The 24,951-nt window shown below is 54.8% G+C and carries 20 protein-coding genes, 1 tRNA gene and 1 pseudogene; 12 read left to right on the top strand and 10 right to left on the bottom strand.

Annotated elements, in window-relative coordinates:
• Nucleotide 1: 1 nt before the first annotated feature.
• Entirely contained in the window at nt 2–1,399 is a 1,398-nt protein-coding gene (gene dalD / locus ACT3RT_RS06875; protein WP_485903269.1) for a D-arabinitol 4-dehydrogenase, read from the bottom strand.
• A gap of 207 nt (nt 1,400–1,606) precedes the next feature.
• On the opposite strand from dalD, the gene ACT3RT_RS06870 reads away from it, so the two are divergent.
• Nucleotides 1,607–2,551: a sugar-binding transcriptional regulator gene (locus ACT3RT_RS06870; RefSeq protein ID WP_496202721.1), complete on the top strand. Its 945-nt coding sequence runs from the start codon at nt 1,607–1,609 to the stop codon at nt 2,549–2,551.
• Nucleotides 2,552–2,553: 2 nt separating this feature from the next.
• On the opposite strand, the gene ACT3RT_RS06865 is transcribed toward ACT3RT_RS06870, so the two are convergent.
• The gene (locus tag ACT3RT_RS06865; RefSeq protein WP_353501615.1) at nt 2,554–2,769 is read right to left on the bottom strand and encodes a YgdI/YgdR family lipoprotein; all 216 of its coding nucleotides are present in this window, start codon (nt 2,767–2,769) and stop codon (nt 2,554–2,556) included.
• Nucleotides 2,770–3,179: 410 nt separating this feature from the next.
• Here ACT3RT_RS06865 and opgB point away from each other — a divergent pair, with 410 nt between their 5' ends.
• The 5 genes from opgB (at nt 3,180) to zinT (ending at nt 9,486) form a co-directional block, all read left to right on the top strand.
• Nucleotides 3,180–5,480 carry a phosphatidylglycerol--membrane-oligosaccharide glycerophosphotransferase gene (opgB, locus tag ACT3RT_RS06860; protein WP_496202720.1) on the top strand — a complete coding sequence of 767 codons (2,301 nt, stop codon included), beginning with the start codon at nt 3,180–3,182 and terminating at the stop codon, nt 5,478–5,480.
• Between the two features lie 165 nt (nt 5,481–5,645).
• Complete coding sequence (locus ACT3RT_RS06855) at nt 5,646–6,626, top strand: chemotaxis protein (RefSeq protein ID WP_353501617.1); 981 nt, start codon at nt 5,646–5,648, stop codon at nt 6,624–6,626.
• A 781-nt stretch (nt 6,627–7,407) separates the two neighbouring features.
• Complete coding sequence (locus ACT3RT_RS06850; protein WP_485903266.1) at nt 7,408–8,223, top strand: LysR family transcriptional regulator; 816 nt, start codon at nt 7,408–7,410, stop codon at nt 8,221–8,223.
• A gap of 160 nt (nt 8,224–8,383) precedes the next feature.
• Entirely contained in the window at nt 8,384–8,725 is a 342-nt protein-coding gene (locus ACT3RT_RS06845; protein ID WP_353501619.1) for a phage holin family protein, read from the top strand.
• 125 nt (nt 8,726–8,850) lie between these two features.
• The gene (gene zinT / locus ACT3RT_RS06840; protein ID WP_353501620.1) at nt 8,851–9,486 is read left to right on the top strand and encodes a metal-binding protein ZinT; all 636 of its coding nucleotides are present in this window, start codon (nt 8,851–8,853) and stop codon (nt 9,484–9,486) included.
• A gap of 90 nt (nt 9,487–9,576) precedes the next feature.
• Here the strand turns inward: zinT and ACT3RT_RS06835 are convergent.
• The 6 genes from ACT3RT_RS06835 to ACT3RT_RS06810 form a co-directional block, all read right to left on the bottom strand.
• Nucleotides 9,577–9,652, bottom strand: a tRNA-Asn gene (locus ACT3RT_RS06835).
• A gap of 132 nt (nt 9,653–9,784) precedes the next feature.
• Nucleotides 9,785–10,558 carry a FadR/GntR family transcriptional regulator gene (locus ACT3RT_RS06830; RefSeq protein ID WP_485903264.1) on the bottom strand — a complete coding sequence of 258 codons (774 nt, stop codon included), beginning with the start codon at nt 10,556–10,558 and terminating at the stop codon, nt 9,785–9,787.
• A gap of 16 nt (nt 10,559–10,574) precedes the next feature.
• Nucleotides 10,575–11,360: an ATP-binding cassette domain-containing protein gene (locus ACT3RT_RS06825; protein ID WP_496202719.1), complete on the bottom strand. Its 786-nt coding sequence runs from the start codon at nt 11,358–11,360 to the stop codon at nt 10,575–10,577.
• A complete protein-coding gene (locus ACT3RT_RS06820) occupies nt 11,357–13,153 on the bottom strand; it encodes a dipeptide/oligopeptide/nickel ABC transporter permease/ATP-binding protein (protein ID WP_485903262.1) in 1,797 nt (598 codons plus the stop codon). The genes ACT3RT_RS06825 and ACT3RT_RS06820 overlap by 4 nt, the downstream gene beginning before the upstream one ends.
• Nucleotides 13,150–14,097, bottom strand: a complete 948-nt coding sequence (locus ACT3RT_RS06815) for an ABC transporter permease (RefSeq protein WP_485903261.1) — start codon at nt 14,095–14,097, stop codon at nt 13,150–13,152. The genes ACT3RT_RS06820 and ACT3RT_RS06815 overlap by 4 nt, the downstream gene beginning before the upstream one ends.
• Nucleotides 14,098–14,112: 15 nt before the next feature.
• Nucleotides 14,113–15,687 carry an ABC transporter substrate-binding protein gene (locus ACT3RT_RS06810; RefSeq protein ID WP_353501625.1) on the bottom strand — a complete coding sequence of 525 codons (1,575 nt, stop codon included), beginning with the start codon at nt 15,685–15,687 and terminating at the stop codon, nt 14,113–14,115.
• Between the two features lie 161 nt (nt 15,688–15,848).
• Here ACT3RT_RS06810 and ACT3RT_RS06805 point away from each other — a divergent pair, with 161 nt between their 5' ends.
• Nucleotides 15,849–16,499: a DUF1028 domain-containing protein gene (locus ACT3RT_RS06805; protein ID WP_496202718.1), complete on the top strand. Its 651-nt coding sequence runs from the start codon at nt 15,849–15,851 to the stop codon at nt 16,497–16,499.
• Between the two features lie 221 nt (nt 16,500–16,720).
• Nucleotides 16,721–17,173, top strand: a pseudogene (locus tag ACT3RT_RS06800) (LysR family transcriptional regulator); the annotation flags it as partial.
• A 246-nt stretch (nt 17,174–17,419) separates the two neighbouring features.
• Here the strand turns inward: ACT3RT_RS06800 and lsrK are convergent.
• Complete coding sequence (lsrK, locus tag ACT3RT_RS06795; RefSeq protein WP_496202717.1) at nt 17,420–19,009, bottom strand: autoinducer-2 kinase; 1,590 nt, start codon at nt 19,007–19,009, stop codon at nt 17,420–17,422.
• Between the two features lie 64 nt (nt 19,010–19,073).
• Nucleotides 19,074–20,048, bottom strand: coding sequence for a transcriptional regulator LsrR (gene lsrR, locus ACT3RT_RS06790; RefSeq protein WP_353501628.1), 975 nt, complete (start codon nt 20,046–20,048; stop codon nt 19,074–19,076).
• Between the two features lie 233 nt (nt 20,049–20,281).
• Here lsrR and lsrA point away from each other — a divergent pair, with 233 nt between their 5' ends.
• Genes lsrA through lsrB form a run of 4 tightly spaced genes read left to right on the top strand, consistent with a single transcriptional unit; the run spans nt 20,282 to nt 24,942 of the window.
• Nucleotides 20,282–21,832, top strand: a complete 1,551-nt coding sequence (lsrA, locus tag ACT3RT_RS06785) for an autoinducer 2 ABC transporter ATP-binding protein LsrA (protein ID WP_496202716.1) — start codon at nt 20,282–20,284, stop codon at nt 21,830–21,832.
• Nucleotides 21,826–22,890, top strand: coding sequence for an autoinducer 2 ABC transporter permease LsrC (gene lsrC, locus ACT3RT_RS06780; RefSeq protein ID WP_353501630.1), 1,065 nt, complete (start codon nt 21,826–21,828; stop codon nt 22,888–22,890). The genes lsrA and lsrC overlap by 7 nt, the downstream gene beginning before the upstream one ends.
• Entirely contained in the window at nt 22,890–23,912 is a 1,023-nt protein-coding gene (lsrD, locus tag ACT3RT_RS06775) for an autoinducer 2 ABC transporter permease LsrD (protein WP_496202715.1), read from the top strand. The genes lsrC and lsrD overlap by 1 nt, the downstream gene beginning before the upstream one ends.
• Nucleotides 23,913–23,925: 13 nt before the next feature.
• A complete protein-coding gene (gene lsrB, locus ACT3RT_RS06770) occupies nt 23,926–24,942 on the top strand; it encodes an autoinducer 2 ABC transporter substrate-binding protein LsrB (RefSeq protein ID WP_353503937.1) in 1,017 nt (338 codons plus the stop codon).
• The last annotated feature ends 9 nt before the right edge of the window (nt 24,943–24,951 follow it).

Below are 24,951 nucleotides of genomic sequence, written 5' to 3'. Positions count from 1 at the left end.
CCTAGGCGCGCTTGGCGTCGGTCAGCCACTGGTTAACCCGCGATACCGACTGGCGCAGCAGATCCGCGAATTCAGTTTTACCGGCGAGGCTGCCAAACAGCTTGTCGTCGGCGGCAAAGCGGGCCAGCGGATCGGCGCTGTCGAACAGGGCGTGAACCGCCGCTGCGTCCAGAATGCCGTCCTGATACTCATAGGGCAGGCGACCTAAATGCCATTGCTGCATATAGACAAAGAACAGGGCGGGAAGCGCGGCGGTGGCGCGCGGCGTCTGCCCGCGCTGATAGCACTCTTGCAGCGTTGGGGCGATAAAGCCGGGGATTTTCGAGAAGCCGTCGGCGGCCACGCGCTGATTGGTGTCCTGAATATACGGGTTACTAAAGCGCTCCAGCACCACGTCGCGGTAGGCTTCAAGGTCCAGCGGGCTTGGCGTCAGAGAAGGGATCACATCTTCGGTCACATAGTCATAAGCCATCTGGCTAATAGCCTCGGTGCGGGTGCTTTCGTCAATAAAGCTTTGCCCCAGCAGGGTTCCGGCCCAGGCAATACAGCTGTGGCTGGCATTAAGGATCCGGATTTTGGCTTCTTCATAAGGCAGAACGGACTCGACCAATTCGACGCCAACCTGCTCAAGCGGCGGGCGTCCGGCAATGAAATCATCCTCAACCACCCACTGGATAAAGGCTTCGCCCATTACCGGCGCGCGGTCTTTGATGCCGGTGGCCTGCTCGACGCGAACGGCCACTTCGGGCGACGGGCGCGGGGTGATGCGATCCACCATGGTGTTCGGGCTGCGGGTATTTTTCGTCACCCAGTCGAGGGTGCTCTGCTGCTGGCGCAGGGTTAAAAACTGCAACAAACCACTGTGGAATCGGTCGCCGTTGTGGCGCAGGTTGTCGCAGTTCAGCAAGGTCACTGGGCCGCCGTCATTGGCGATGCGTCGCGCCAGAATGTGGCTGATGGCGCCGTAAATGGTGCGGCAGCCGCCGTTGAGATCGGCCTGCACGTCGGCATTGCTTTGGTCCAGATTGAACTGGTTATCGAGGTAATAACCAGCCTCGGTCACAGTAAAGGAGATCACTTTGGTGTGCGAATCGGCCCCCTGAGCAATCAGCGCTGCTAGCTCGTTATCCCACGGGATGATTTTTTGAATCGAGGTGATGGTTTCGTATTCTCGCTCACCCTGCGGGGTCACGGTTTCCAGCACATATTGGCCGTTTTGGGCTTGCAGAGCCTCGAGCAGAGGCACGCCGTCTTGGCGAATATTGCCCAGCGCGATTGACCACTCTCTATGGCCTTCTACCAGCAAACGGTGCAGATACCATGCCTGATGCGCACGGTGGAATGAGCCGCTGCCGATATGCAGCCAGACGGAGGGGGTTGGGGTCAGTGAGGTGTTCATAGGATCTCCACTCGGGTTAGTCTTCGGATTTTTGGGCTTAAGCTCTTTTATTGGGCTTTTGCTCGAATAAAAGTAGCTTAATAGAACATTTGCCCTACAAGTGGGCTTAAGCTCACACTTTCCGATCTTGGGAGAATTTTGCTGTCACGGCGGGGTGTAAATGGCGATAACATGGTGGAAGTGAAATTAGCGAGTCGGGAAGTACGCATGAATAAGAGTGACAAGAAGCTGGATCTGGCTGCGCGGGCGGCGTGGATGTACTACGTGGCGGGGCAGACGCAGAATGAAATCGCCGACGCGCTGGGCGTTTCTCGCCAGGTGGCCCAGCGTCTGGTAGCCAGCGCGCTGGATAACGGGCTGGTCAGCGTACATATTTCCCACTCAGTGGGGCGCTGCATGGAGTTAGCCGCACAGCTGAAAAAACGTTTTGGTCTGGGGGTTTGCCAAGTGGTGCCGGGGCAGGGAATGAGCGATGCAGGCATCAGCCACGCCATTGCCGTCGCTGGCGCGGAGGTGATGATGCAGTATATCAAACAGGAACAGCCGATGATTATCGGCGTCGGCTCGGGGCGCAGCCTGAAGGCCGCCATCGACGAACTGGCCGATGTAGAACGCCCGCAGCACAGCAGCGTGTCGCTGATTGGCGCCATTGCCTCGGACGGTTCCTGTACCCGCTACGACGTGCCGTTGCTGATGGCGCAGAAAACACAGGGGCGCTATTTTATTCTGCCCGCGCCGCTGTTTGCCGATGGCGAAGATGACCGCGCCGTCTGGTGCAATCACCGGATTTATCGCACCGTGAGCGAAAAAGCCAGTCAGGCCGATGTGACCTTTATTGGCATCGGGACTATCGAGCCGGGCTGTCCGTTGCACAAAGATGGCTTTATTAGCGAGCAGGACGTCGAGCGTTTAATGGCGAAAAATGCCGTGGCGGAAGTGCTGGGCCACTTTATGGGGCCGGAGGGGGAGCGCGTTGAGAGTGAACTGAATGCCCGTTTAACCAGCGTCGGCCCCACGCCCCATGATGATAAACCGGTCATTGCCCTTGCTGGCGGAAGTGCCAAGCATCTTGCCATTCGCGCCGCGCTAAATGGCAAATGGATCAACGGCTTGGTCACGGATGAGGTCTGTGCCGAGTGGTTGGTGCACTAAACTTATTTCTTGCTGATATCGGCGATATCGTTGGTGTTCATCAAATGGTAATCGCCGTTTAAATCGATGTAGCTGGTCATGCCGCTGTCGCGGTCTTTGTCCGGCTCGCCGTGGCTGAGAATAGAATCCCCGGCTTTGGTGCTTATTACGTAATCACTGGTGCAGCCAGAAAGCGCCATCGCCAGCAAACCGACTGCTAAAAAAGCACGTTTTTTCATCAATTACGTTGTCCTGTTCAAATATCGTGATGACTTCGCGACTTAAAATACCCGATAGCGTACTCAGGCGCACCCTCTTGCAGCATCTAACCTCCAATTCACACCAAAATAATCACCCATGAGAATTAGCTGAAAAGCGCGCCATTGCTGGTGATACGCACGATTTGATTTGTCTAGGGTGAATGTTTCAGTAAGATTAAACGAAGGTTAACTTTTTGTTGAAAACGGGCGATACAGATCACGTTTTGGGCAAATATTCTCGCTTTCTCCCCTTAACTTGACCTCAGGCAGCAAACAGGCGTTGACCCTGTTGATTTTATTACGCTATATAGCGCATCCCCCGTATTTTTCGGCCCTGCGCTTGGCAGGCAAAACATCTTTTTATTACCTCTAAGTTTCAGGGCGCAGCAATGGTCACAGATTTCATTTCATTCTTTTTATTTGTCTCGTCCATTTTCTTATATGTGCGACGCGCATCCGCGGGCCGTATTTGGTTCTCTTTGCTGTTGTTTTTCCTGACGCTTTACGTGGTTCTTAATTTGGTGCTGATTGGCAGTAACTATTTTACCGGCGACGGCATTACCGACGCGGTGCTTTATACCGTGACCAGCAGCCTAAAAGGGGCAGGGCTGAGCAAATATATTCTGCCATTCGCCGGGCTGGTGGTGGCGCTGGTGGTCATCGTTTCACTGCTGGTCTGGTGTCTGAAAAAGCGCCGCGCCAGTAACAGTAGTTGGGTATATAGCGTGTTTGCCGTGGTGCTGGCGGTGTTCTCCGTGGGATCTACTCAGGCATTCCAGAACATTTCCCGTCTGGTGAAAACCCAAATGAGTGGCGATACCGCCGACTTCGACACCTATTACAAAGTGCCGCAGAAGGTGATTAAGGGTAAGAAGCCGAATCTGGTCTATATCTTTGGCGAGAGCCTGGAGCGCACCTACTTTGATGAGCAGACCTTCCCCGGCCTGACCACTGAGCTTGCTAAACATAAAGATGCCAGCATCGATTTTACCGGCACGCGGCAGGTGCCAGGCACCGGATACACCATCGCGGGGATGGTTGCGTCGCTGTGCGGCATCCCGCTGTTTGCGCCTTTTGATGGCAACGCCTCAAGCGCGCTGTCGACCTTCTATCCGGAAAATGTCTGTCTGGGCGACGTGCTGAAAGGCGCGGGTTATCAGAACTACTTCTATCAGGGCGCGGAGCTGGCTTTTGCCGGAAAGGGCACTTTCTTGAAGTCGCACGGCTTCGATAACTTGTATGGTTACAACGAGTTGCGCAGCACGGTCAAAGACCCGGCCTATAAGAATGACTGGGGCTGGTACGACGACACCTTATTGGATGAAGCCTACAAGAAATTCGTCGAACTGAGCAAGGCGGGCCAGCCTTTCTCACTGTTCGCGCTCACCGTGGATACCCACCACCCCGATGGTTTTATCTCGCGCGGCTGTACCAAAAAAGAGTATCTGGTGAACAATAAGGATAACCGTTCGCTCAGCGCCGTGGCCTGTAGCCAGCAGCTGGTGGCGGCGTTTATCGATAAAATTAAAGCCTCCGGTTACTACGACAACACTATTATCGTGGTGAGTTCAGACCATTTGGCGATGAACAACACGGCGTACAGTATGCTCACCAAGAAAAATCGCAAAGACCTGTTCTTTGTGATGGATGGTCGTAACCCGCAGGCTGAGCTGAACAATGTGAAACGCAGCACCATTGATAATGGCGCGACGGTGCTGGATCTGATGGGTGGCGATAACTTTATTGGACTGGGGCGCAGCGGCCTGTCGAGCACTTCGCTGGCTACGCAGTTTATGAATATCGACGAGAAGATTGAAGGCTGGAAGCCTGCGGTCATCAAACAGTGGGGCTTCCCGAATCGCATCAGTAAATACAGCATAGATAATAAAGCCAACACCTTTACCTTCTCCGGTATGACCATCAAAGCGCCGTTTATCCTCAAAGTCGGGGTCAATAAAGTGGAGCCGATGTTTGACGTCTATCTCTCCACGCCGCTGAAAAAGCAGCTGGCTTCGTTAACCATGGGCGATAACTTCGTCTGGGTAGATAAGTGTTATGAGATGGGGCGCGTGTGGGCACCGGAGCTATCACTGAATACCGGACTTTGCGTCGCTTCGGGCAATCTGGCGTCAAAACCGCAGATCGTGCAGGCCAGCGGCGCGGTCTATAAAGGCAAGGTGGATTTTGAGCAGACCTCGGGCAGCCAGCAGGTGTATCAGAGCACGGTAGACCAGCTCAATATTGATGACGACGCCACCAAATATCAGTCTCAGGCTATCGTCTTTATGCTCCCCGGCCTGCCACAGCAGGTGCGAGCCATCAGTGGCATTTCCAATGTCGAAGAGTGGGGGCGCTGGTCAGATGCTAATTTGGCTCCGGCGGTGAAAATCGATTATGTCGATCCTCTCCCGGCCAGCTTCAATCTGGTACTGCGCGCCCGAGCTTATGGCAACAACATCGGCAAGCCAATCTCGGTAAAAGTGGGGGACGAAGAGCAGTTTGTGACCTTTAACGCGCAGGACGACACCGTGAGCCTGTCTTTCACCAATCCGGGCAATGCGCAGAGCATCGTCATTACGCCGCCATCGCCTACTGAGCCAACCGAAGGCACCAGCAGCGGTTTTGAGCCGAAAAAGTTGGGCATAGGCTTAGTCTCGCTGACGGTGGAAGATCGAGATACTCAGTCCTAATTTGCCGCAGTAAAATATCCGCGCCACGTCACAAAAAGCCCGCATTAGCGGGCTTTTCTTATGTTCGAGCCTAAGTATTTTATGCCGATGGTCGATAACCCAATTAAGCCAGCGACCCTTGCGTCGCTAAGAGCGCCTCGCTCAGCATTCTCTCTTGGGGAAGACATGGATAATTTTCAGAAAGAAATCGACGAGAGAACCAATCTCACCTCATCAAACCGTTTTGAATTGTTGCTGTTCCGCTTGGGGAATTCTCATGACGACGGGCAGTCTGAACTCTATGGCATTAACGTGTTCAAATTACGGGAAATTGTGGTCATGCCGCCGTTGACCAAGGCGGCGGGGATGGCCTCACCCATGATGGGTATGGCGAATATTCGCGGGGAAATTATTCCGGTGATTGATCTTCCGGCGGTGGTGGGCTGTGAGCCAAAAACCGGGCTGAATATCCTGCTAGTGACTGAATATGCCCGCAGTACGCAAGCTTTTGCGGTGGAGTCGGTGGATGACATTGTGCGCCTCGACTGGAGCCAGGTGCTGGCGGCAGAAGCTGGTGTGAAGAGCCGCAACATCACCAGCATTGCGCGTCTGGATAACGATAAATCCAGTAACCGCCTGGCGTTGGTATTAGATGTCGAGCAAATCCTTTACGACATTATTCCCCCCGACCGTAATACCAAAATTGATGCTAAAAAAACCAAAGCGTTTGCGTTAGAGCCGGGTGCGGTAGCCATTGTCGCTGAAGACTCTAAAGTCGCACGCTCGATGCTTCAGCACGGTCTCGACAGCATGAAAGTGCCCAGCGTGATGCACGTAACCGGGCTTGAAGCATGGAATAACATCAAAAAGATCGCCGAACAGGCCAAGGCTGAAGGACGGCCAATTTCCGACAAAATCGCCTTTGTGCTTACCGATCTGGAGATGCCCGAAATGGATGGCTTCACGCTGACCTTAAATATCAAGCGTGATGAATTCCTGAAAAATATCCCGGTCATCATTCACTCCTCGCTTTCCGGTAGCGCCAATGAAGATCACGTGCGCAAAGTGGGTGCCGACGGTTACGTTGCGAAATTTGAAATAAATGAATTGGAAGCCGCCATTCATAAGGCTCTGGATGGCAAAAAAACGGGGGCACTGAGTAAGTAAATTCCCTCCCTGGCCAGTGCTAACTCCTAGTCTGTTAACGCTGGCCGATCAGATGACTTATCAAAAGTTAATTCCCTTTCTTATTGGTTTAAAAATCAGCTTATTCAACTCCGAACTTGCCACTTATTATTTCAATAACACTCTTCTTAACAACAAAAAATCACCTTGGCACTTAGAATAAATAAATATTATCTAGCAATATTTTATATTGCTACCTGTCATATTTACATTGCGCAGGATCTATATAAATCAGGATGTTCATTATTTGGTTTGCCTTGTCTAAAAAATGGTTTGATATATATGTTGATTTTTATTTAGTACGTTATTTTAATCCATGTACAACAATCTAGACAGTTATTCTTGAAACTTTACACTGTAAAATATATCGCTAACTCCACATTGGGCATATATTGCTCTTGTTAAATCGTTATTATTGTATCTAATTATGAGCGCCTAAGCATGGCGAAGGCTTTGTCACACCTTTACTTTTTCAGGTAGATAGCGATATAGACCTGCGTATTAGTACAACATTTACTCTACGGCAATAAGAATGTTAGAGAATGTTTAAATACCTATTGTAAGTAATTAATGAGCAATTAGAGCATGTATGTTTATTCTTTTAAAATCATCACGATTATCACGCGAAGGCATGATAACTATTTTTTGGTCAGAGATGACTAAACTTTGCACCTTGAAAAAAACAAACTTAGCTACATTTAATTAACTACGAAATGGGACATAAACTATGGGGTTATTCATATCTATCAAAATGAAGTATTTCATGACTATCATTGAGGAAGGTAGTGTAGCAAAGGCCTGCGAAAAGCTTCATTTGACACGAACGCCGGTGAGTAAAGTCATCGCAGACATTGAAAGCTCAATCAACATGCAGCTTTTCACCAGAAACAGCACCGGACTTCAACCTAACAGCCATGGAATCAAGCTGTATGAAGAACTGCTGCCCATTTACCATCAACTGATTAATGTTGAGCGCTCATATATTAATAATAAGCAGAGAGAAATTGTAAAAATCTTAATAGATGACAGCGTACCTCCACTGGTCTCGAGTTTTGTCGCCAACTACCTTTCATTTAACTCCCATAGCGTTGATATTAAATATAAAGATATCTTTTCCGATGAGGGCTACGATTTCTCCTTAGGTCGCTATGACTTAATCCTGACGGCAAAAAAATTCCCAGAGGCTTATCCCATTTTTGACTCGACTACCTTTAGTATTAGCGCCACGATACCAGAGCGTTTAGCCCGCGACGTTTTAAAGAGTGGACCAGTGAATCTCTATTGCATCGGGGCTAATGGACAGGCTATTTACAACGATGAGCATTTCAGTTGGCTTTCTCAAGAGAATTGCATAGAGAGTGCAGAAACTGATGTAAGTAACATGTTGCTGAAAATGTCCCGTGGACAAGGTATCGCTATCATGCCTGAGGCGATGGCCAAGGTGTACTATATTCCGCGAGCGGAAGTTGTGCGGCTTGTTAATGGGAGTCTTCCTATTTACCATTATTCCAGTTTGAAAAGTAACAGGATTAGAGAGGTGAGCAACACCATAAATAATCTCACTGAGACAAATTCTTAGTATGTTATAAGGATATTTTACTTCGCATACTATGAATATCTCTTTTAAATAACGTATCCCATACATAGACGCGGTAAAAATGACAGGTTTAATATCTTCACCTTTTGTGAAATATTTTATCTCTTTATTCGTATGGCGGCGTGCCAAAGGAAAAATAACTATGGAAGCAATCCACGGCATCTATACTATTTTCCATTTTCTCTGGATCCATCCTTTGGCTTTTTTCTCCGGGCTATCAACATTTGCTATATCTTGTTGGTCCGGAGGAATTGAAGGTCTATCACCAGGGAGAATCTTTGTTAATTCCATCATCTGCGTATTATGCACATTGGCCTTTTTGGCTGCTTTCAATCAGGAAGGGCATCATCAAGTTTTTTTACCCCTGATAGGGATTGTGGTGGGTTTTGTTGGGGCAGAGAGAATGCGGAATGCGGTTCTCAATACTTGGCTGCTGCACCGACGACGTTATTGGCCCCGTGATAGAAAAAACCGGGATGAGTAATAGTTATACCCATCTAGGGAAACCCGCCGTGGGGTTTACTGAGTCGTGCGCCTGAAGCTCGTTGAAAAAATTCAGGATATGTTATAACGTAACAACAATTTGATAAGGACTATCAGGAGAACGTTATGACAAAAAGCATACCTTTTACTTTATTCACTCTGGGGATTTTACTGTCCAGTTCACAGGCCTTGGCACATGGCGCACCCATGTCGGAAAAAGATCGCAAAGCTAGCGAGGGTGTATTTGAGAACGCGGATGTTAAAGATCGTGCCCTCACCGATTGGGATGGCGTATGGCAGTCGATTAACCCATATCTCTTGAACGGCGACCTTGACCCGGTTTTGCAGAAAAAGGCCAAAGAGAATAAAAGTAAAAGCGTGGAGGAGTATCGCGAGTATTACAAGAAGGGCTATGCAACTGATATCGATATGATTGGCATTGAAAAAAACGTCATTGAATTTCACCAGAATAGCCAGGTGAGATCATGTTACTACCATTATGACGGTTTCAAAATCCTCACCTATTCGTCCGGCAAGAAAGGGGTGCGTTACTTGTTCGAATGCCGCGACAAGCAATCCACCGCGCCAAAATATGTGCAGTTTAGCGACCATATTATTGGGCCGAAAAAATCTTCTCACTACCATTTATATATGGGCAATGACTCTCAAGAAGCCTTGCTGAAGGAGATGGACCACTGGCCAACTTACTATGAATACTCTTTAAGCAAAGAGCAGCTCGTCCACGAGATGCTTGAGCATTAATCGATTGGCTGTGGAGAATCTCCACAGCCAATAAGCTATCGCACAAAGCAAAACGCCCGCTTAAGTTTCCTTAAGCGGGCGTCTCTAATATGGCTCCTCTGACTGGACTCGAACCAGTGACATACGGATTAACAGTCCGCCGTTCTACCGACTGAACTACAGAGGAATCGTTGGAACGGGGCGAATAATAGCGATTGCCCGCAGGCATGTCAAAGGGACATCTGCATATTTATGTCCGTTTGCTCGCTGTTTAGCCAAGTAGCTGAGAATTGAGCCGAAAAGCGGCGTTTGCGGCGCATTATTGCGGCCCATCTCGCAAAAACCTCTCTTCGAGCGTCGCCTCAAGACCGAGCATCGCGTCTTCGGCATGCTGCATATGTTCGGTCATGACCTGAGTGACTACGTCGGCATCTTTACGGCGCATAGCTTCAATCAGACGATATTGATAGTTAATACCGACGCTGCGTTCTACAGGCTCGGGGCGCAGGTAAATGTCTTTACAGACCGCCAAATCTTTAAGCAATCGTTGCAGGAAGTGGCAGATAAAGGCCAGCAGCACGTTGTCAGAATAGCTGGCGACCACGCCGTGGAAGTCCAGTTCGGCCATTCGCTGCTCCCAGCGTTCTTCTTCATCTGCCGGTTCGTGGTCATAAACCGTAATCAGCTGGTGCAGCTGCTCGAAGCCCTTGGCATCAATATTGTCGATGGCACTGACCGCCACCAGAGGCTCTAACGCCTTGCGCAGTGCATAGATATTGCCGATGGAAAGCTGGCGGGTAAAAAGATAATTGGAGAGCAAACTCATGGCGCGGGTTTCGGTCATGGATTCGATAAATGCGCCGCCGCCGGGGCCGGTTTTAGTGCGGATCAGACCCTGCACCTCCAGCGATTTCAAGGCTTCGCGCACGGTGCCTTTCCCTGCTGCGTAGCGGGTTATCAGGTCTTTCTCCTGTGGCAGTCGGTCTCCCGGCAGAAGGTTATCGCTAATAATGCTCTCTTTTATGGCATCGACAATTTCATCGGTGCGTTTGCGGCGCGTCGGTTCGCTCTGAGTTGGCCTGTCTGTACTCATAAAATCCTTCATCCCTTCAAACCCGTGGTGCGCTGGCGAGTAGCCGCTGCGTATAATCATGCTGTGGTGCGTTGAACAGCCTATCGCTTGGCCCACATTCTACCAAATCTCCGTGATACAGCACGGCCACCCGATCGGCAATCGACTCCACCACTGCCAAATCATGGCTAATAAACAGATAGGAAAGCCCAAACTCCCGTTTTAATTGGTCTAATAGCAACAACACCTGCGCCTGCACCGATACGTCGAGCGCGCTGACCGGCTCGTCGAGCACCAAGATACGCGCTTCCGCTGCCAGTGCGCGAGCAATCGCCAGCCGCTGTGCCTGCCCGCCGGAAAACTCATGGGGATACCCAGCCAGCGCGTCGGCGGGCATCTGCACGGCATCCATCAGTTCCAGCATCCGCGAACGACGGCGCGCGGCGGGGTAGTTGCACAAATATCGCAGAGGCACGTCCAGCGTATCGGCGATGGTTTTGCGCGGATTGAGTGAAGCCACCGGGTCCTGAAACACATACTGAATCATTTGGCCGAAGGCTTTGTCGCCGCGCTTGGCGTGTGCCGACATCTCTTCACCCATTAGCTTGATGCTGCCGGACGTCGGGCGTTCAAGGCCCACCAACATTCGTGCCAAAGTACTTTTGCCTGAGCCGCTCTCGCCAACAATCGCCAGCGTTTCCCCTGCGTCTAGGTGCAGGGAGACCCCCTTGAGCGCCTCTACCTGATGTTTGTGGCCGGAAAACCAGCCGGACACGCTGCCGAAGGTTTTCACCAGCCCGGTGGTTTCAATCACCTTGTTCATGGAGCCTCCTTCAGTGAAGCTTCTTGGCGATAAAGCTCGCCGACTTGTTTAAGGAAAGCACGTCCCTGACCGAGCTTTGGCACGCTGGCAATTAGGCGTCGGGTATAGTCGTGTTGAGGTTGGCGAAGCACAGACTGTGTCTCGCCAGTTTCAACGATTTCACCGTGGCGCATCACCGCTACGCGGTCGCAAATCTGCGCAATAACGCCAAAATCGTGAGTGATAAATAGCAGAGTTAGACCGCGTTCATGACGCAGCTTTTGCAGCAGTTCGAGAATGCGGGCCTGCACCGTGACATCCAGCGCGGTGGTGGGTTCGTCAGCGATAATGACCTCGGGGTCATTGGCCAGCGCCATGGCAATCCCCACTCGCTGGCGCTGGCCGCCTGAAAGCTGATGCGGGAAGGCGTCAAAGCGAGATGCTGCTTGATCAATGCCGACGCTTGCCAACAGCTCCAGCGCCCGCTGTTTGGCGGCTGAAGCTGCTAGCGGCTGATGGGCCTGAATAGCTTCAATGATCTGAGCGCCGATAGTGAACTGCGGGTGCAAGGTGGTCAGCGGATCCTGAAAGATATAAGCCACCCGCGCGCCACGCCTCTGCTGCAACTGGCTTTGGGGAAGAGACAGCATCTCTTCGCCACTCACGTAAATCGCGCCGCCGGTTATCTCGCCGGGCGGGGAGGACACCAGCCCCATGATGGACAGCGCGGTGACGCTTTTCCCCGAGCCACTTTCGCCTATCAGCCCTAAACATTCACCCTGCGCAACGTAGAAACTAATGCCTTTCACTGCCGCCGAAACATGGGCGCCGGAGCGGAAATTCACCTGCAAATCGACCACTTCCAGCAGGGCTTTATCACTGTGCCGCGCCGCCGGTACCTGAGGGCGTTTTACGCAAGTCACTGCCTGAGCGCGCTGCAGCACGCCGGACTTGAGTCGCGGATCTAGCAGGTCACGCACGCCATCGCCGAGCAGATTAAAGCTCATCACCAGCAGGAAAATCATTAAGCCAGGCACCACCGAGACGTGCGGCGCGCTGAACATCTGTGCGCGGCCCTGTCCAAGCATTGAGCCTAAATCGGCATTGGGGGGTTGCGTCCCGAGGCCGAGGAACGACAGTCCGGCAGTTTCCAAAATCATCCAGCCGACGGTAGTCGACATGGTTACCACTACCACCGGCATGACGTTTGGCAGCACTTCAGTCAGCAAGATTTGCAGGTGATTTTTACCCGACAGTCGCGCCGCCTGAATAAAGTCGCGCTGGCGCAGGCCGACGGTTAAGCCACGAATATTACGGGCAAAGAAGGGAATGTTGACCACCGCGATAGCGTAAAGCGCATTCAGCAGGCCGGGGCCGAGCACCGCGACAATCACCAACGCCAGCAATATGTAGGGAAAGGCCATCAGCATGTCTATCAGCCGCATCAGCAAGCTGTCGGTTTTTCCCCCGGCATAACCGGCGATCAGCCCAATCAGCGTGCCAAAAAATGCTGCCAAAAGCGTGGCGCAAATGCCCACAGCCAACGACACGCGCGTGCCCCACAACAGGCGTGAAAGCACGTCACGGCCCAAGGGGTCAGTGCCGAGCCAGTGTCCTTGTGAGAAGGGCGGCAGTAGGCGATTGAGTAAGTCGGTCGCGTCAGGATCTGGCAGAGGCAACAGCGGAGCCGCTAGCGCTGCCGCAACAGCCAGCACTAACAGGATTAGGCCCAGCGTGGCCAGTCTGTTGGCCAGCAACAGTGCCCAGAGTGATTGGCGATGGCGCGGCGCGGTGGTCGTTGTCGTCGAGTTCATGATTTTAACCTCGGGTCGAGAAGCGCCTGAAGAATGTCAGCACAGAGATTGATCAGCACGTAGGCCGCTGCTGCAATGAGCACGCCGCCCTGAACCAGAAGCAAATCGCGAGTCGCCACGGCTTTCACCATCATCGCCCCCAGCCCCGGCCACTGAAAAACGGTCTCGATATACACTGCGCCACCCAGCACAAAGCCTGCCTGAATGCCGATCACCGGAATAACCGACACCAGCGCCATACGAAACGCGTGCTTATAGATCACTTTTCGCTCGGAAAGACCTTTGGCACGGGCGGTTCGAATGAAGTCTTGTCGCAGCACTTCCAGCATGGCGGTGCGCGTCAGGCGGGCAATCACGCCGGTAGCGACAATCGCCAGCGTAATGGCGGGCAGGGTAAGGTGATGCAGCAAGTCCAGCGCGCCACCACCACCCCAAATGGCGTACATGCCAGAGGCGGGAAACCATTGGAGCTGCACGGCAAACAGCATGATCATCAGCAGGCCAATCCAGAAAGAGGGCATTGAAATGCCCAGCAGCACTAGCAGGGTTATCAGGCGATCCCCCCAGCCGAACTGACGCACTGCGGAGAAAATCCCTGCCAGCAAGCCCAGAACTGCGCTTATCAGTAACGCGCAACCGCCCAGCAGCAGCGTGGCACCAAATCGCTCCAGCACTTCATCAATCACAGGCCTGTTAAGCACGTAAGAGCGCCCAAAGTCGCCGTGCAAGATATTCCCGGCCCAGATGAAATACTGCTGATAGAGCGGCTTATTCAGCCCCAACTCCTGATTAATGCGCGCGACGTTTTCTGGCGTCGCCCACGCGCCCAGCAGCGCCTGCGCCGGGTTGCCGGGGATCATCGCCATAATCAGAAAGACAATCAGCGACAGCCCGATAAACACCGGAATGGTCGCCAGCAGCCTTTTCAGTACGTAACCCATCATCGTGGTTCTCCCCGTTTACTGTTTGGTTACCCGATTGAGCAACAGATTGAAATTCGGTTGCAGCGCAAAGTGCTGAATGCGCGTTGACGTCACGGCGTTTTGTTTCCAGTTAGCGACGAAAATCCACGGCGCGTCGTCATGAACCTTCTGCTGTACCTGACGATAGAGTGCACCGCGTGTGGCGGTGTCCGTGGTCAGCCGCGCCTTTTGCAGCAGCGCGTCAACCTGCGGGTTACTGTAATACCCGGAGTTAAATCCTCCCGCTTTCGGCCACGCGTCGGTGCGCAGCGTGAGGAATGGCAGAGTGTCCGGGTCATTGGTCATCCACGCCATTTCCGCCATATGGGTTTGGTTATTCAGCCCGGCGTTGACCTTCGACAGATAGGTATTCCACTCATAGGTTTGAATCGCTACATTCAGGCCGACGGCTTTCAGATCGGCCTGAATAGCGGTCGCCATCGGGATAGGGTCGAGCATGCCGGAGCCACCCTCTGTCACGTAGAAGGTCAGCGTCGCCCCTTCGGCTCCTGCGGCTTTGAGCAACTCACGCGCTTTGGCTGGGTCATAAGGGTAGGGTGAAACCTCTTTGTTAGCCGCCCAGCCAAAAGCACGGGGGATAGGACCATCAGCCACCTCGGCGGAACCTTGCAAAATATTGTCTGCCAGAGACTGTTTGTTCACCGCGTAATTCACCGCCTGCCGCACGCGTACATCATTGAAGGGTGGCACCTGCGTATTGAGCATCACGTACCAGACGTGCGGGCCGGTGGTCTGATACATACGGAAGCGATCGTGCTTTTTCTCAAACAGCTTTACCGTGTCTGGCGGCACTTCCACCATGGCATCGATGCCGCCAGACAGCATCTCGGCCACCCGTGTATTACCGTCGGTTATCGGCCTGAATACGACGTTCTGTACCGCAGGTTTGCCGTCCCAATAATGCTCATTGGCATTGACCACCACCCGCTGATTGGCCTGCCACTCAGCAAAGCGAAATGCGCCAGTGCCCACCGGGTGGCGGCCAAACTCCTTGCCATATTTCTTCACGGCGGTTGGCGAGACAATCAGGCCGGTCGGCGTCGCCAGATTAGAGAGGAAAGGGGCGAAAGGCTCTTTTAGGGTGAACACCAGCGTATTGGCGTCCGGCGTCTCAATGCTTTTTATCGATGAAAAGAAGAAGGAAAGCGGGAAGGGGCCGGTGTTATGCCACGGGTTTTTGTCATCCAGCATACGGTCAAAGGTGAATTTTGCCGCTTCGGCGTTGAACGGCGTGCCATCCTGAAACGTCACGTTTTCCCGCAGATGAAAGCGATAGGTCAGACCGTCCGGGCTGATTTCCCAACCTGTGGCGAGGGCCGGCTCGATATCCAGCTTGCCTTCGCCATTGCGTACCAGTCCGTCGTAGATATTGACCAAAATACGTGAATCGTTTGCCGCGGTGGCGATTTGCGGGTCGAGGGATTGCGGCTCGGCAACTTGGCCGATCAACAAGGCATCGGCTGGCGTTTTCGCCATGGTGGGAGCGCACCACGATAGCGCGCCGAAGCAGAGACAGAGCGGGAGAAACCTTCTTCGCAGAGTGTGCAGCATACCGACCTCGTGGCGAGTTGTGTGTCGTGTGACTCCTTTCAAAAGAGTCTGTTTATTATTTGTGCTTATTTTATTTATGCGTATAAATAGAATTAAATGCAATAATTTATACTCATAAATTTAACGAGGCTGTCATAACACGACAAAAACAGGGGGCGGTTTTGACCTTTTCAATCGTAGCGCGGGATGAACAAACGGGAGCACTGGGCGTTGCCAGCGCTACGGCGGGCCCGGCGGTGGGCGCGCTGGTGACCCACGGGCGCTCGCAAGTTGGCGCTATTGCTACCCAAGCCATGACCAATCCACTGTACGGTGAGCGCGGACTGGCATTGCTCCGACAAGGCGCAGACGCCGCTTTGACCTTAAAAAACTTGCTGGCCGAAGACTTCAACCGGCAGGTGCGTCAGGTGCTGATTATTGATAATCAGGGCAAGATGGCGCATTGGAGCGGCGGAGAGTGCGGCCCGTGGGCCGGCAGTTTGGCGGGGGATTCGTGCGTGGTCGGCGGTAACTTGCTCACCGGCGCCAGCACGCTGTCCGACATGCTGGAAAGTTATGACCAAAACGGCGATTTACCCTTTGCTGATCGCCTTCTCAGCGCCATGTTCGCAGGTGCGCAGGCCGGTGGAGACAAGCGCGGGCTGAAGTCAGCGGCGCTAAAAATTTGGCACGATCGCGAATATCCCAGCGTTGATCTGCGTGTTGATTGGTCTGATCTCCCCCTTGCCGAATTGGCCGAAATCCTCCAGCAAACCCGCGAGCCTTCCTACGCCGACTTCTTCGCCTCTCTACCTAAAGGCCATGTAGGTTAACGCGTCATAAGATTGCATTATGTTGGTGCAATAGGATGTGAATGGTGCGCGTGTGGGAAGTAATTACTTATGCGATGATTGAGAAATTAAATATTAATTACAATGAGTTATATATATTTTTGTAATGATTAAGTTTTTGGCCCAGTTATTGCTCTCTTGATGTAGCTACTATGTTTGGCACCCCCTCAGGGGAACCTTTTCTGGCAACGTGGAGAACAGTGATGAACCTCAGACGCTTAAAGTACTTCGTGAAAATCGTCGATATCGGCAGCCTGACTCAGGCGGCAGAGGTTTTGCATATCGCCCAACCTGCGTTGAGCCAGCAACTGGCGACGCTGGAAGGGGAGTTGCATCAGCAATTATTAATTCGCACTAAGCGTGGTGTAACCCCAACCGAGGCCGGAAATATTCTTTACATGCACGCCCAGACGATTTTACGTCAGTGCGAGCAGGCGCATAGCGCCGTGAACTGTGCCGGTCAGGCACTCAGCGGGCAAGTGTCCGTCGGTTTGGCCCTCGGCAGCGCGGCACCCAACATGGCCGCCCAGTTGTTACAGGCCGTTCGCGAGCAGCACCCGCGCATTCTGTTGTATATCAACGAAAACTTTAACTCGACCCTCACCGAACTTGTCACCGAAGGTCGCATGGACATGGCAGTGATCGCCGAATCCCGCCCAGCCAAAGCCTTCTCCGTCGTCAGCGGCGCATCAGCCCGCCAGTCGCACCAGCTAAAAGTTTCCACCACCCAACCTTTGTCACCTCCGGCGCAGGCGGTTTATAAGATTTTGCAGGAGCTGATGGCAGGGGAGAGCAGCCGTGTGGCAGAGCCTTTACTGGCCGTTGGGTAAGAGTCCGGTTTTGCGGTTTAAGGTCAAGATTGTGGGCGTCGACCCACACCGACCAACTGGCCTACCATCCCCTCACAACCCGGGTGCTTTCCACATCGACGTGGTCAACTGCCTATCTACTAGGCCCAACTGGTCGGCGTAAACGGCCTGCCAGTTGCTCTTCTGCAATAAATAAATCTCATGATTTGCCGCGTCGGGCTGATACTCCCTTTCCCAACGCACCAGCGATTCCCCGGTTTCCGCGAGGGTGGAGTAGACGCCCGCCGCGACGCCGGCGGCAATGGCGCAGCCCAGGGCGGTGGCTTCCTTCACGACCGGCACTTTTACCGGAATGCCGGTGACATCGCTGAGGATCTGGCACCACAACTTGCCCTTCGAGCCGCCACCGGCGAACACTAATGATTTAGCGCGAACGCCGGAAAACTCGGCAATCAGGTCCAGATTGCAGGCGGAGACGATGGCGGCATTCTCTTCCAGCGCGCGGAATAGCGTTTGCTTATTGCAGCGTTCGGGGTCAATCGACAAGTTGATGAAAGAGGGGGCGGCGTGATACCAGGTTTTAAAATGCATCGCGTCGGAGAAAATCGGTGTCACGCCCCATGAGCCGACCGGCACGCGGGCAGCCATGTCTTCTAATAATGAATAAGTGTCGACTCCCAAACGCTGGGAGAGCAGCTTCTCTTCGGAGCAAAATGCGTCGCGGAACCAGCGCATCGTCAGGCCGGTGAAGAAGCTGATTGACTCGGCTTGCGCCATGCCGGGGATCACGTGCGGGTTGATGCGAATGTTCATTTCCGGGTCGGTGACGGGTTTTGGCAGATTAACCACTTGCTGCCAGAAGGTGCCGCCCAGCACCGCCGTCTGCCCGGCGCGCACCACGCCCAGCCCCAGCGTGCCGAGTTGCACATCGCCGCCGCCCATGCCCACCGGCGTACCGGCCTGCAGGCCGCTGGCTTCTGCCGCCTTGGCGGTGACTGAGCCAAGTCGGGTGCCGGTTTCCGCAACGGGAGAAAGCATATCGGCACGCAGCCCGGCCATGTCGAGCAATTCAGGGCGCCAGTTGCGCGTGGCGAGGTCTAACATGCCTGTTGTGCCCGCGTTGGACGGGTCAACCGCCAGCTCGCCGCTCAGCATATAGGCCAGCCAGTCGCTGATCATGGTCACGGTGGCCGCCTGACGGTAAATGTCCGGGCGATGGTGAGCCAGCCATAGCAGGCGCGGCATGGCGCTTAGCGCCAGCGTCTGGCCGGAGCACTCATAGACTTCGCGCTCGAATTCATCATCATGGATCTCTTTAAGCTCGGAGACTTCACGGCTGGCGCGAGCGTCAACGTTGGCGCAGGCCCAAATTGGCTCACCGGCTTTATTATAGAGAACGATGCCTTCGCGCATTGAGCAGGCGGCGACGGCGCGAATGCTCGAGGCGGGGATCTGTGCCTCATGCAGCGCCTGACGGATGCACTGGCAGGCCAACTGCCAGTTTTTACTCAGGTCGAACTCCATTGAGCCGGGTACGTCCGGCACCGCGAGGTGGATCCACTCGGCCTGTCCCGCGGCTATCTGCTCACCTTCGAGATTGAAAATAACCGCGCGAATGCTGCCCGTACCGGCATCCAGTGCCATCAAATAAGCATCGTGTTTTGTCGCAGATGATGTGCTCATAGTCGCTCTCTCATAACGGTTTTTGTCCATACCCGTTACCGCCGCGCAGAACACATCCTGCGCGTTAGTCGAGCAGCGCCAGCATCGCCTGCGCCGTGCTCTCTTCGGTAACCAGTGCGTTAATTCGTTTGCCTTTTAGCGCCGCGACAATCGCCTCGGCTTTTTCTACCCCGCCAGCAACGCCCAGCACGGTGGGGATATTGGCTAACTCATCCGGCGAAACGGCAATCAGCTCGTCGTGAATCGCCATGTTCTCCGCCAGCTCGCCGTTGCGCTGCATGAAGTAGCCGAGAATGTCGCCGACCGCCCCCTTGCGGCCAAAAATCAGCTGTTCCCCTTCGCTGATATAGCCCGAGCGCAGAATAGTGGCGTCGTGCTTCTGGTTCAGCGAGCCGATGCCGACGATGGCGATGTCCGCCGCGCAGGCCGCCAGCATTACGTCATGCACATTGCGCTCCTGGCGGAAAATCGCCGCCACGCTGGCCGAGGATGCCCGCAACGGCGCGGGGATAATGCTTACGCCGCAGGCCGCGTCGAGCTGGCCGATGCCGGTCATATAAGGGCCGACGCCGCCGGACAGCGTCACCATGCGGATTTGCTGTGAGCTGATAAAGCCGCTCAGGTGCTGCAAAGTGCTCATCGCGGTTTCGCCAAACCCCACCGCCAGCAGCTGATCGGGCTTAAGCAGCGTCATCAACATGTGCGCGGCACCCACGCCTAGACGGCTGCTCAACACCCCTTCAGATAGCTGCGGCAACACGCGGACGTGCTGCAGATCGAAGCGATTTAGCAAGGTGTTTTCCAGCGCCAGACAACCCTCAAAGCGCGAGTTAATCTGCACGCGAATAACGCCCGACTGACGGCCTTTCTCCAGCAAACGCGAGACTTTCAGGCGCGTCAGCCCCAGCCGGTCACCGATCTCATTTTGGGTCAGGCCGTCGTGGTAATAGAACCACGCGGTACGTGCCAACAGCTCTTCTTCGCCCATGCCGTATTCCATTGGGATAGTCAGGTCGGACTGCGTTGCTTTGTCATTCATAGTGAACACTTATCAAAATGTAGATCAATTGTTCGTTAGCAAAATGTTGTTAACTGTGATGTGTATGGCAAATCATGAATGATTGCTGTTCGAATCATAACGCAGAGTATATGGATTGAACAAACTGTGATCGCGGCTGAAGTTTTATCCGTCACCTGAGACTAGGCTTTTGAACAATATTAAATGACAAATACATTTGTTCATTGAATGTGTTTTCACTCAGAGGCCCTTTCATGCAGACAGACTCCCTCGACGCGTTATTACAGGTTTCCGGTGTCAGCAAAGGTTTTTCCGGCGTGGCGGTACTGAAAAATATCGACTTCACCCTGCACGGCGGTGAGATCCACGCGCTGCTGGGAGGCAACGGCGCGGGGAAGTCCACTTTGATGAAAATCATCGCCGGGGTCGAGGTGGCAGACAGCGGCACGCTGTGGCTGAACGGCAAAATACAAACCGGCATGACGCCCGCCAAGGCCCACCAGGCGGGGATCTATCTGGTGCCGCAGGAGCCAATGCTGTTCCCGAGCCTGACGGTAAAAGAGAACATTTTATTTCGTCTGCCCGCCCATCAGGCTCGCGGCGATAAGCTGAAACAGCGCCTTGACCAGCTGGGCTGCACCTTGCCTCTTGGCGCACTGGCCGGAACGCTGGAAGTGGCCGACCAGCAGCTGGTGGAGATCCTGCGCGGGCTGATGCGCGACGCGCGGCTGCTGATCCTCGACGAACCCACCGCCTCGCTGACGCCTGCTGAATCCGCCCGGCTCTTTACTCAGGTGAAAAAGCTCACGGCGCAGGGCGTCGGGGTGGTGTTTATCTCCCACAAGCTGCCGGAAATTCGCCAAATTGCCGACCGCGTGAGCGTGATGCGCGACGGCAAAATTGCGCTCAGCGGCGCCCTGAGCGAACTCGACAACGAGCAGCTGATTCAGGCTATCACCCCGCAGGCCGCACAAACCGCGCTCCCCGCCGAACAGAAGCTGTGGCTGGATCTCCCCGGTTCGCGCCGCAACGCTGTGGCAGGCCAGCCGGTGCTACAGGTGGAAAACCTCACTGGCGAAGGCTTTATTGATATCTCTTTAACGGTGAATGCCGGAGAAATTGTCGGGCTGGCGGGCGTGGTCGGGGCCGGACGCACCGAGCTGGCTGAAACGCTGTATGGCCTGCGCGCGGCGCGGGGCGGGCAGGTGCGGCTGGCGGGGCGCGATATCACTTCGCTCAATACTCTGGCCCGGCTGGAGCAGGGGCTGGTATACCTGCCCGAAGACCGTCAGGCCTCCGGCTTATACCTTGACGCGCCGCTGTCATGGAACACCACCTCGCTGACCTTTAACCGCACCGGCTGGTGGCTCAACCCCAAACGCGAAGCCGCCGTGCTCGAACGCTACCACCGTGCGCTGGGCATTAAATATTCCCACGGCGAGCAGCATGCCCGCACGCTCTCCGGCGGCAACCAGCAAAAGCTGCTGATCGCCAAATGCCTGGAAGCCGCCCCGGCGCTGCTGATTGTTGATGAGCCAACCCGTGGCGTGGACGTTTCCGCCCGCGCTGACATCTACCAACTGCTGCAAAGCGTGGTGAAACAGAATGTGGCCGTGCTGCTGATCTCTTCCGATTTAGACGAGATAGAAGGGCTGGCGGACCGGGTTTTTGTCATGCATCAGGGGGAGATGAGCGGCGAGCTGCGCGGCGGCGACATTAACGTCAACGGCATCATGCATATCGCCTTCGGCAATGCTCACCAACCCGCACCTGCCAAGGCTTTAGATGGAGAAGCGTCATGCTGAAACTGATTCAGAATAACCGTGAGCTCACCGCGCTGTTGGCGATTGTCGCGCTGTTCGGCCTGCTGGGCGCGATGGACAGCCAGTCGTTTAGCTTTCAGACGCTGGGGATGATTTTCGGCAGCGCGCAGATCCTCATGCTGCTGGCGATGGGCGCCACGCTGGTGATGCTGACCCGCAATATTGACGTCTCGGTCGGCTCGATAACCGGGCTGTGCGCGGTGACGCTGGGCATCTTGCTTAACAGCGGCGTCGCCTTGCCGCTGGCCTGTCTGGCGACGCTGGCGGTGGGGATTGCGGCGGGCTTGTTCAACGGCGTCCTGGTGGCGTGGCTGCGCATTCCGGCGATTGTCGCCACCCTCGGCACGCTGGGTTTGTATCGCGGATTAATGTTGCTGCTGACCGGCGGTAAGTGGATTGAGGGGCTACCCGCTGACCTGAAATCGCTCTCTGCGCCTCTGGTGCTGGGCGTTTCACCTCTCGGCCTGCTGGTCATAGTGCTGCTGTTAGCCATGTTCTGGATGTTGTCGCGCACGGCGTTTGGCCGCAGCTTCTACGCCGTTGGGGACAATCTACAGGGCGCGCGCCAGCTCGGCGTGCCGGTGAATCGCATGCGCATTCTGGCTTTCGGCATTAATGGCGCGATGGCGGCGCTGGCCGGGATTGTCTTCGCTTCGCAAATTGGTTTTGTGCCGAATCAAACCGGCAGCGGGCTGGAAATGAAAGCCATCGCTGCCTGCGTGCTGGGGGGGATTAGCCTGCTTGGCGGCACTGGCAGCATCGTTGGTGCGGTGCTGGGAGCCTACTTCCTGACGCAAATCGACAGCGTGCTGGTGCTATTGCGCCTGCCCGCGTGGTGGAACGACTTTATCGCGGGCGTGGTGCTGCTGGCGGTGCTGGTGTTTGACGGGCGTTTGCGTCAGGCCCTCGACAAAAACCTGCGCCGCCAGAAGTACGCTCGCTTCCAACCCAAAGTGACGGTAGTCGAAAGAGCCAAAACCAAACCGTCGGAGCCGCGCACATCCCGACGCATGAACGCCAATAAAAGCGGGGTGCTGTGATGAACAACCTGAAGCGTTACGGCTGGGAAGGGGCGCTGCTGGCCCTGCTGGTGATGGAGATCTTACTGTTTGGCTTTGCTAACCCGCGCATGCTGGACATTAACACGCTGCTGTTTAGCACCAGCGACTTCATCACCATTGGCATCGTCGCGCTGCCGCTGACCATGGTGATTGTCAGCGGCGGCATTGATATCTCTTTCGGCTCGACCATCGGCCTTTGCGCCATCGCGCTCGGCGTGCTGTGTCAGGCGGGCGTGCCTTTGCCGCTGGCGATTGGCCTGACGCTGGCTCTCGGCGCGGCCTGCGGCCTGCTCAACGCCGCGCTCATCCTTTATACCGCGGTCAATCCGCTGGTGATCACCCTTGGCACCCTATACCTGTTTGGCGGCAGCGCGCTGCTGCTTTCCGGGCTGGCGGGTGCTACCGGTTTCGAAGGCATTGGCGACTTCCCGGCGGCTTTTACCGATTTCGCTAACCAAGTGGTGCTGGGCTTGCCGATGCCGCTGCTGATTTTCCTTCTGGCAACGCTGTTCTTCTGGGCCTTGATGCACCGCACCCGCACCGGCCGCAATGTGTTTCTGATTGGGCAAAACGCCCGCGTGGCGCGCTATGGCGCACTGCCCGTCAGCCGCACGCTGTTTGCGCTGTATGGCATGACCGGGCTGGCCTCGGCGGTTGCAGCGATAGTCATGACCTCCTACTTCGGCTCGGCGCGCTCGGACCTCGGCGTCTCCTTGCTCATGCCTGCCATCACCGCAGTGGTGCTGGGCGGGGCGAATATTTACGGCGGTTCCGGCTCGGTGTTAGGCACCGCGCTGGCGACCTTGCTGATTGGTTATTTGCAACAAGGGCTGCAAATGGTCGGCATCTCCAGCCAAGTTTCCAGCGCACTCTCCGGCGCGCTGCTGATTCTGGTGGTGATTGGCCGTTCAGCCAGCCTCAACCGTGGCCTCCTTCGCAGTGTTTTCCAGCGCTATTACCGCCGCTGGTCTGCGCCTTCTGCTTCTCTGACCTCGAAATAATGTGGAGTGAATGATGAAAACAACCGCGTGGAAAAACCTGTTCGCCGTCAGCGCATTAGCTGTGGTTTGTGCCAGCGCACAGGCCGCAGATCGCATTGCCTTTATCCCGAAACTGGTCGGAGTTGGCTACTTCACCAGTGGCGGCAGTGGCGCAACGGCGGCGGGCAAGGAGCTAGGCGTCGACGTGACCTACGACGGCCCGACGGAGCCGAGCGTGTCGGGGCAGGTGCAGATGATCAATAACTTCGTCAATCAGGGCTATGGCGCCATCGTGGTGGCGGCGGTATCCCCCGATGGACTCTGCCCGGCCTTAAAACGCGCCATGCAGCGCGGGGTGAAAGTCTTGACATGGGACTCGGACACCAAGCCCGAGTGCCGCTCGATTTACATCAACCAAGGCACGCCGCAGCAGTTAGGTTCCATGTTAGTGGACATGACCGCCAGCCAAGTGACCAAGGAAAAAGCCAAGGTGGCGTTCTTCTACTCCAGCCCGACGGTGACCGACCAGAACCAGTGGGTGAAAGAGGCGAAAGCCAAAATCGCCAAAGAGCATCCGGGCTGGGAAATTGTCACCACACAATATGGCTATAACGACGCCACCAAGTCGCTACAAACCGCCGAGGGCATCATGAAATCGTGGAATGACCTCGACGCCATCATCGCCCCGGATGCCAATGCCTTGCCAGCGGCGGCGCAGGCGGCGGAAAACCTCGGGCGCAAGAATGTCGCCATCGTCGGCTTCAGCACGCCAAACGTTATGCGCCCGTACGTCGAGCGCGGCACGGTGAAACAGTTCGGCCTGTGGGACGTAGTGGCGCAGGGCAAAATCTCGGTGTATGTCGCCGAACAGCTGCTGAAGAAGGGCGAGCTGAACGTCGGCGACAAGCTGGATGTGCCGAAAATCGGGCAGGTAGAAGTCTCGCCGAACAGCGTGCAGGGCTACCAATATGAAGCCAAGGGCAACGGCATTGTTCTGCTGCCGGAGCGCGTGGTGTTCACCAAAGACAACATCGGTAAATACGATTTCTAACATTAACGT

It is taken from the genome of Ewingella sp. AOP9-I1-14, assembly GCF_052375995.1.
Lineage (GTDB): Bacteria > Pseudomonadota > Gammaproteobacteria > Enterobacterales > Enterobacteriaceae > Ewingella > Ewingella allii.
This window is presented reverse-complemented; position numbering and strand designations above follow the sequence as displayed.

Bases quoted from the DNA above. Each gene is read 5' to 3' on its own strand.
- dalD (WP_485903269.1), bottom strand. From the start codon at position 1,399: ATGAACACCTCACTGACCCCAACCCCCTCCGTCTGGCTGCATATCGGC.
- ACT3RT_RS06870 (WP_496202721.1), top strand. From the start codon at position 1,607: ATGAATAAGAGTGACAAGAAGCTGGATCTGGCTGCGCGGGCGGCGTGG.
- ACT3RT_RS06865 (WP_353501615.1), bottom strand. From the start codon at position 2,769: ATGAAAAAACGTGCTTTTTTAGCAGTCGGTTTGCTGGCGATGGCGCTT.
- opgB (WP_496202720.1), top strand. From the start codon at position 3,180: ATGGTCACAGATTTCATTTCATTCTTTTTATTTGTCTCGTCCATTTTC.
- ACT3RT_RS06855 (WP_353501617.1), top strand. From the start codon at position 5,646: ATGGATAATTTTCAGAAAGAAATCGACGAGAGAACCAATCTCACCTCA.
- ACT3RT_RS06850 (WP_485903266.1), top strand. From the start codon at position 7,408: ATGACTATCATTGAGGAAGGTAGTGTAGCAAAGGCCTGCGAAAAGCTT.
- ACT3RT_RS06845 (WP_353501619.1), top strand. From the start codon at position 8,384: ATGGAAGCAATCCACGGCATCTATACTATTTTCCATTTTCTCTGGATC.
- zinT (WP_353501620.1), top strand. From the start codon at position 8,851: ATGACAAAAAGCATACCTTTTACTTTATTCACTCTGGGGATTTTACTG.
- ACT3RT_RS06830 (WP_485903264.1), bottom strand. From the start codon at position 10,558: ATGAGTACAGACAGGCCAACTCAGAGCGAACCGACGCGCCGCAAACGC.
- ACT3RT_RS06825 (WP_496202719.1), bottom strand. From the start codon at position 11,360: ATGAACAAGGTGATTGAAACCACCGGGCTGGTGAAAACCTTCGGCAGC.
- ACT3RT_RS06820 (WP_485903262.1), bottom strand. From the start codon at position 13,153: ATGAACTCGACGACAACGACCACCGCGCCGCGCCATCGCCAATCACTC.
- ACT3RT_RS06815 (WP_485903261.1), bottom strand. From the start codon at position 14,097: ATGATGGGTTACGTACTGAAAAGGCTGCTGGCGACCATTCCGGTGTTT.
- ACT3RT_RS06810 (WP_353501625.1), bottom strand. From the start codon at position 15,687: ATGCTGCACACTCTGCGAAGAAGGTTTCTCCCGCTCTGTCTCTGCTTC.
- lsrK (WP_496202717.1), bottom strand. From the start codon at position 19,009: ATGAGCACATCATCTGCGACAAAACACGATGCTTATTTGATGGCACTG.
- lsrR (WP_353501628.1), bottom strand. From the start codon at position 20,048: ATGAATGACAAAGCAACGCAGTCCGACCTGACTATCCCAATGGAATAC.
- lsrA (WP_496202716.1), top strand. From the start codon at position 20,282: ATGCAGACAGACTCCCTCGACGCGTTATTACAGGTTTCCGGTGTCAGC.
- lsrC (WP_353501630.1), top strand. From the start codon at position 21,826: ATGCTGAAACTGATTCAGAATAACCGTGAGCTCACCGCGCTGTTGGCG.
- lsrD (WP_496202715.1), top strand. From the start codon at position 22,890: ATGAACAACCTGAAGCGTTACGGCTGGGAAGGGGCGCTGCTGGCCCTG.
- lsrB (WP_353503937.1), top strand. From the start codon at position 23,926: ATGAAAACAACCGCGTGGAAAAACCTGTTCGCCGTCAGCGCATTAGCT.